The sequence below is a fragment of the Lactiplantibacillus sp. 7.2.4 genome (assembly GCF_018991185.1).
Taxonomy (GTDB): domain Bacteria; phylum Bacillota; class Bacilli; order Lactobacillales; family Lactobacillaceae; genus Lactiplantibacillus; species Lactiplantibacillus pentosus.
The window spans coordinates 54,404-60,558 of sequence record NZ_JAGYGS010000016.1 but is presented as its reverse complement, the minus strand read 5'-3'; the positions used below and the strand labels follow the sequence as shown (position 1 = coordinate 60,558).

The following is a 6,155-nucleotide window of genomic DNA, read 5'->3' as shown; positions in this document are numbered from 1 at the left end:
ATACAAAAACGCAGATCTCAAAGTTCAGGCAGTTAAGTGGAATAGTGATGGTACTGGCGATTATCAACCAGTGACCAGTTTACAGGGATTGCAGCTATTGGCTAACTTACCAGCTGGCACCACGACGAGCGTAACGATACAAATTGGGGCGAATTATCGGGAAATACTGCAATTTGATTTTTCACCACTACAAAGCGTTCAATTGTATGATCTTAACTTATACACCTTTTATTGGGGTGCCGTGACCGATAAGCAATTACAGCTGCTTGCTAGTTTGGATCCGAGTCAAATCCATAATTTGGAATTTTCCTCACCAAACAAATACCTATCCAATCCGTACGGGATGACGAATCGCCAGTTTAATATCTTGGTGCCGTTCGTTAAAGCGGCGATTGAAAATAGCGGCAAGGCATCGCAAATGATTGGATTTTCGGGTAATCAGATCAGCGATTTTAGCGGTTTGAAATCGCTGGTGCCAACCACGGACGGGCAAGTTACTGGCCTTTTTGAGTATATTTATCTGCAGAATAAGGTCTCCTATCGACCCGGTGACACCGTCGAGGTTACCTCAGAGCTGACGGGGCTTCAAGGTGAATCATTGAATTATACGGCGCGGTACTATCAAGATGATGGCACCGCCAATGGCAAACTCGTGCAGGCCGATGCGCACCTGGCGACCGTCACTGATGCCGATGGTACCACTCATGAAGTTTGGAAATACACGTTGGTTAATCCGAAAGTCAATAATGGCTACTTGATTTATGGAACCTTTTATTATGCGGACGGAATTTGGAAGCGCTATTATACGGATGCTGCGGGTAATCCAATCGACTATTTTAACATCGCTGCCGGTGCACTTGTTTATCAGCCGGTGACGAGTTCTAAAGCTCAGCTGACGTTTAACCCCAGCGAAGTTGTGATGGGACCCGATGCGAGTTGGAATTATCTGGCGCATATTGCCAGTGTGACAGACTATGATGGCAACGCCATTGAGTCCAGTGCTTGGGGCGATTTGTCCATCAAAAACATGACGCCCCTGCCAGACTTAACCACTGCGGGCGTTCAGAACGTGACGTTCACCTATACGGATAATCAAGGCAACGAACTGACGGCAACAGCCGTCGTCAAAGTGGTGGCAAGCCAGGCCAGCATTACGGCCAAAGCCCCACAGACGGTTTGGCCTCGAGAAGTCGGCAAGCTGTCAGTAGCGGATTTGGTTCAGCAAGTTACCGATGCGACTGGCCAGGTCGTGACCGATGTTACCAACGTTGCCATGACACCGATTGACAAAACGCAGGCGGGACCACAAGCGATTACATTGACCTATACGGATGCGGTAGGTAATAAAGTAACCGCAATAGCCATGGTTACGGTTGATTTAGCTGAACTGAAGACCGCGCCTGTTCAATTGGTCGCCGGACCAAACGCACAGTGGCACTACGGGATGAGTGTTGCCGGCGTGACGGATAGTGTAGGCAATCCGGTTGAGGTTGATCAAGCAACGATTAACGTCATTAATGCACCTAATCTGAGCCCCGAATTGATTGGTCAGCCACAAACCGTTATCTTGGCATATGTGGACGACCTTGGGCGCACACAACAGGTTAATGCAATTGTGACGACAACCAAATCACAGGCCCAGTTGGTTGGTCGGGATGTCACCCTCATCGCTGGTCCAGCAGCTGATTGGACGCTAAGTGATAGTGTGGACTGGTCCAAGAGCTTGATGAGTGATGGCCAACCGCTTTCTGAGTCCGACGTGTCTGAGGTGACAGCTGATTTGAAGCCGAATCTGCAAGTTCCAGGTCAGTATGCCTTGCAGTTGAGTTACGTCGATGCTGCCGGCAACTTAATTACTGGAACGGCCACTGTTAATGTGATTGCTTCGCAAGCAGTGCTGCAGGTGAAAAATAGCCAAATTAAGGTCGGTAGCGTTTGGCAAGCTGGCGACAACCTTGTTCAGGTCACTAATCAGAACGGTGAAGCGGTTGGCATTGATCAGCTAACGGTGACTAAATCGGTAGATACGAGTGTTGCCGGGGTGTATCCAGTGACTTACACGTATACGGATGCAGTCGGTAATGTGTTAACCGAAACGGCCTTCATCACCGTTGTTGAAGACCCAACCGACCCGGATGATGGTGGCGGCACGACTGACCCCGGTGATGGCGGCGGCACAACCGAACCCGGCGATGGCGGTGGCACAACCGACCCCGGCGATGGCGGTGGCACAACTGACCCCGGTGATGGTGGCGGCACGACTGACCCCGGCGATGGCGGTGGTACAACTGACCCCGGTGATGGCGGCGGTACGACTGACCCCGGCGATGGCGGTGGTACAACTGACCCCGGCAACGGTGGCGGCACGACCAATCCAGGTGATGGCGGTGGTACAACTGATCCAGGCGATGGCGGCAGCACAACTGACCCCGGTGAAGGTGATGGCATTACTGACCCGGGTAACGGGGGTGATACGACCAATCCTGATGATAATGTCGACACGACTAATCCTGATAAGCAACCGGTCATTGATGATGGTGAGGCCGATGTTATTGATAAGCCAGATTTGAGCGGCAATGCTGGCTCAAATGGCGATAACGACAATACCGGGTCCAATCAAGCTCGTCCAGCGACGCAACCAAGTCAATCTCAGCAGCGCGTAAGTTTGATGTCTAAACATCAGGTGACACCAGCGACTGAGACAATTGCGAAGGCTAAAATCCAACCGGCGGCAGCAAGTGCGGTTGCGGGCGTAGATCATGCCCAAGCGAAAAGGCAAGCAAAACTGCCGCAAACGAATGAAGCACCGTTCGAGTGGGCCGCACTCATGGCCGGGCTCATTGGACTGGTCGGCGCGTTAGGCTTCACTAAACGGCGGCGCCACAACAATTAACAAAGGGTCTTTAAGCTTTTGAAAAGGACCGCGAGTTCTCAATCAAATGAGAATTCGCGGTCCTTTTTTGACTGACATTGTTATCAGCGCCTGATTAAACTAGTGTCGATAACTTAGTCTTCTGATTCAAATGACAATTCCGTCATCGACAGCTCCAAGTCGTCGAGCACGTCATTTTCACTCAAAAATTGTTCCCAGGCGGCTGGCGTTTGTTCGCGGGTGTGGGGGACGATCTTGTCATGAATGTTGGCGATGACCTCGTCCAACATTTTATCGGCTTGCCGGGCGATTTCAGCGTCATTATATTGTCGAGCGGGTGCGCGGTCGGCGTTTTGGCGATTGAGAAAATCGGTTGCCTTATCCATAAAAATGGTGATGACCTGGGAGTTATCAGCCAGGTATGTTTTTAGTGTTTCGTTATCCACAGTGTTGTTCCTTTCTTCGTTGAGTCGTACCTCTAATATACCACGCTGTTCTGAATTTAGCTGGCCTAAATCTCAGTAACCGGCTGAGCCAATCAGGTCCTGCTAGGAACTCGGTGGCAATCACACAAAACGTTCGGATTGTAAACGCTTACGAATATCTTTTCACAAAGCTGACACTTTGGAAATGGTTCACAAGCTAAAACATTTAAAACACCGGTATAATCCCGTTCATAGCGATAATTACGTTTAAATTTTTCAAAAAAGTAATTTATTTTTAAAAAATTAACAAAAATGTGAGCGGTTGCGTTATAATACTTGTGAGTTAAGTAACTAAGTGTTTCAGATATCTCACAACAAGAAGTTCAATGGAAGAAGGATATTGATATGGATAAGAAGCAACGCAAAATCGTTATCGTCGGTGATGGCTCAGTCGGTTCCTCATTTGCATTTTCGTTGGTCCAAAATTGTGCGCTCGATGAATTAGTGATCGTTGATTTGGTCAAGCAACATGCTGAGGGCGATGTTAAAGATTTGGAAGACGTTGCCGCGTTTACGAATGCGACGAATGTTCATACTGGTGAATACGCGGATGCCCATGATGCCGATATTGTGGTGATTACGGCCGGGGTGCCCCGCAAGCCTGGTGAAAGCCGACTTGATCTGGTCAATCGGAATACCAAAATCTTGGAATCGATTGTTAAACCAGTAGTGGCTAGCGGATTTAACGGCTGCTTCGTCATTTCAAGCAATCCCGTCGATATTTTGACTTCCATGACGCAACGGTTATCCGGTTTTCCACGTAACCGGGTAATCGGAACGGGGACTTCCCTTGATACGGCACGGCTCCGGGTCGCTTTGGCCCAGAAGTTGAACGTCTCGACGGATGCAGTTGATGCCGCTGTTTTAGGAGAACATGGCGACACGTCCATCGTGAACTTCGATGAGATCAAAATTGCTTATCAACCACTGAATACTGTCACGACCGTCGATGACCAGTTTAAGGCCGACATCGAACAAGCCGTTCGTGGCAAGGGTGGCAAGATCATTGAACAAAAGGGTGCGACCTTCTATGGGGTAGCCATTAGTTTAATGCAGATTTGCCGGGCAATTTTGAACGACGAAAGTACCGAATTGATTATCTCAGCACCATTAGCTGGGGAATACGGCATTCATGATTTATATCTGGGCTCACCAGCCATCATCAATCACAATGGGGTTGAAAAAGTGATCGAAGCCGAATTGTCTGACGACGAACGCGGCCGGATGCAGCATTTTGCCAGCAAGATGCTTGATATGATGAATGTCGCATCATAAGAATGAATTAGTGGGTAGGAGGAATTGAGATGACACTCAACAAAGTCAAATACCGGGATTTTCTAGCGCCGTTGATCGTCGGCCTGATTATCTGGTTCAGCAGTCCCATCAAGCCAGCGGACGTTTCAATGAACGCTTGGCACATTTTAGCCATTTTCGTGGCAACGATTATTGGTTGTATTACCCGGCCGTTACCAATTGCCGGTGTGGCCATCATTGGTTTGACCCTGACCGTTTTACTGGGCGTGGTGCCCATGGATACGGCGGTCGCAGGATTCGGGAGTAGTACCGTTTGGATGATCGCCATGGCCTACTTCATGTCCCGGGGCTTCATCAACACCGGTTTAGGCCGGCGGGTCGCGTTGGTGTTCGTGCGACTGTTTGGTAAACGAACCCTTGGATTGGCCTACGCGCTGATTGGGGTCGACTTGGTCACGGCACCCGCCACCCCAAGTAACACGGCCCGTGCCGGTGGGATCGTCTATCCAATTATTCAATCTCTGGCTGAAACGTTTGGTTCCGATCCGAAAGACGGGACGCAAAGTAAAATTGGGTCGTTTCTCGTGTTTGCCGAATTTCACGGCGATTTGATCACCAGTACGATGTTTATGACAGCGATGGCACCAAACTTGGTGGCTGTCACCTTAGCTAAGAGTCTTCACATTACCTTATCGTGGATGTAGTGGTTCCTAGCAGGGATCGTTCCCGGGATTATTTGTTTGTTGGTTGTGCCATATTTAATTTACAAAATGTATCCACCAGAAATCAAAGATACGCCCAATGCCAAGGAATGGGCTGACAATGAGTTAAGCAAAATGGGCAAGATGAGCTTACCTGAAAAAATCATGGGCGCTGTCTTCCTATTAGCCTTAGTTTTGTGGATGTTATCAAGCTTTATCGGTTTGGAAGCCTCATTAGTTGCCTTCATGGCCGTTTCATTGCTGTTAATTGCTGGGGTATTGTCCGTTGACGATGTCTTGCACGAAACTGGTGCTTGGAACACGTTGGTTTGGTTCTCGATTTTAATCTTCATGGCCAATGAGTTAAACAAACTCGGGTTTATTCCGTGGTTATCAGGTGCCATTGGTGGCGCGCTGAAAGGCTTCAGCTGGGGCATTGTCTTGGCAGCGTTAGTGCTGTTCTACTTCTACAGTCATTATTTGTTTGCCAGTGGGACGGCCCACGTGTCTGCCATGTAAGGCGCATTGCTTGGGGTGGCGGTTTCTGCCGGTGCTCCCGCGGCCTTTTCAGCTTTGATGCTCGGCTTTACCGGGTCAATCTTTGCTTCAACGACGCATTACGCGAATGGTCCGGCCAGTGTGCTCTTCGGTTCGGGTTATGTGACGCAAGGTAAGTGGTGGCAGTTAAACTTCGTACTCGGTCTCTTCTACTTAGTTGTTTGGGGTGGCGTTGGTGCGCTCTGGATGAAAGTAATTGGCATTTGGTAGACTGAACGACTGAAAAAACAGGTACCAAGCTGCCGCGAACCGGTCAGCGTTGGTACCTGTTTTAGTAAGCTACAT

Annotated in this window: 3 protein-coding genes and 1 pseudogene; 3 read left to right on the top strand and 1 reads right to left on the bottom strand. The window is 49.2% G+C overall.

Going from position 1 to position 6,155, the window contains the following annotated elements; translation table 11 throughout:
- On the top strand, positions 1–2,893 hold a 2,893-nt coding region (locus tag KGF70_RS07410; protein WP_216768543.1), incomplete at its 5' end, for a bacterial Ig-like domain-containing protein.
- Positions 2,894–3,006: 113 nt separating this feature from the next.
- Here KGF70_RS07410 and KGF70_RS07405 read toward each other — a convergent pair.
- Positions 3,007–3,318 (bottom strand): hypothetical protein, encoded by a 312-nt coding sequence (locus KGF70_RS07405; RefSeq protein WP_003638119.1) that lies wholly within the window; start codon positions 3,316–3,318, stop codon positions 3,007–3,009.
- Positions 3,319–3,702: 384 nt separating this feature from the next.
- Here KGF70_RS07405 and KGF70_RS07400 point away from each other — a divergent pair, with 384 nt between their 5' ends.
- Together KGF70_RS07400 and KGF70_RS07395 are read left to right on the top strand one after the other, a co-directional pair.
- A complete protein-coding gene (locus KGF70_RS07400) occupies positions 3,703–4,632 on the top strand; it encodes an L-lactate dehydrogenase (protein ID WP_101873867.1) in 930 nt (309 codons plus the stop codon).
- A gap of 29 nt (positions 4,633–4,661) precedes the next feature.
- Positions 4,662–6,080 (top strand): annotated as a pseudogene (locus tag KGF70_RS07395) (anion permease).
- Positions 6,081–6,155: the final 75 nt, after the last annotated feature.

What these genes read in the sequence shown, in the direction of transcription:
- KGF70_RS07400 (WP_101873867.1), top strand. Translation starts at nt 3,703, where the DNA reads ATGGATAAGAAGCAACGCAAAATCGTTATCGTCGGTGATGGCTCAGTC.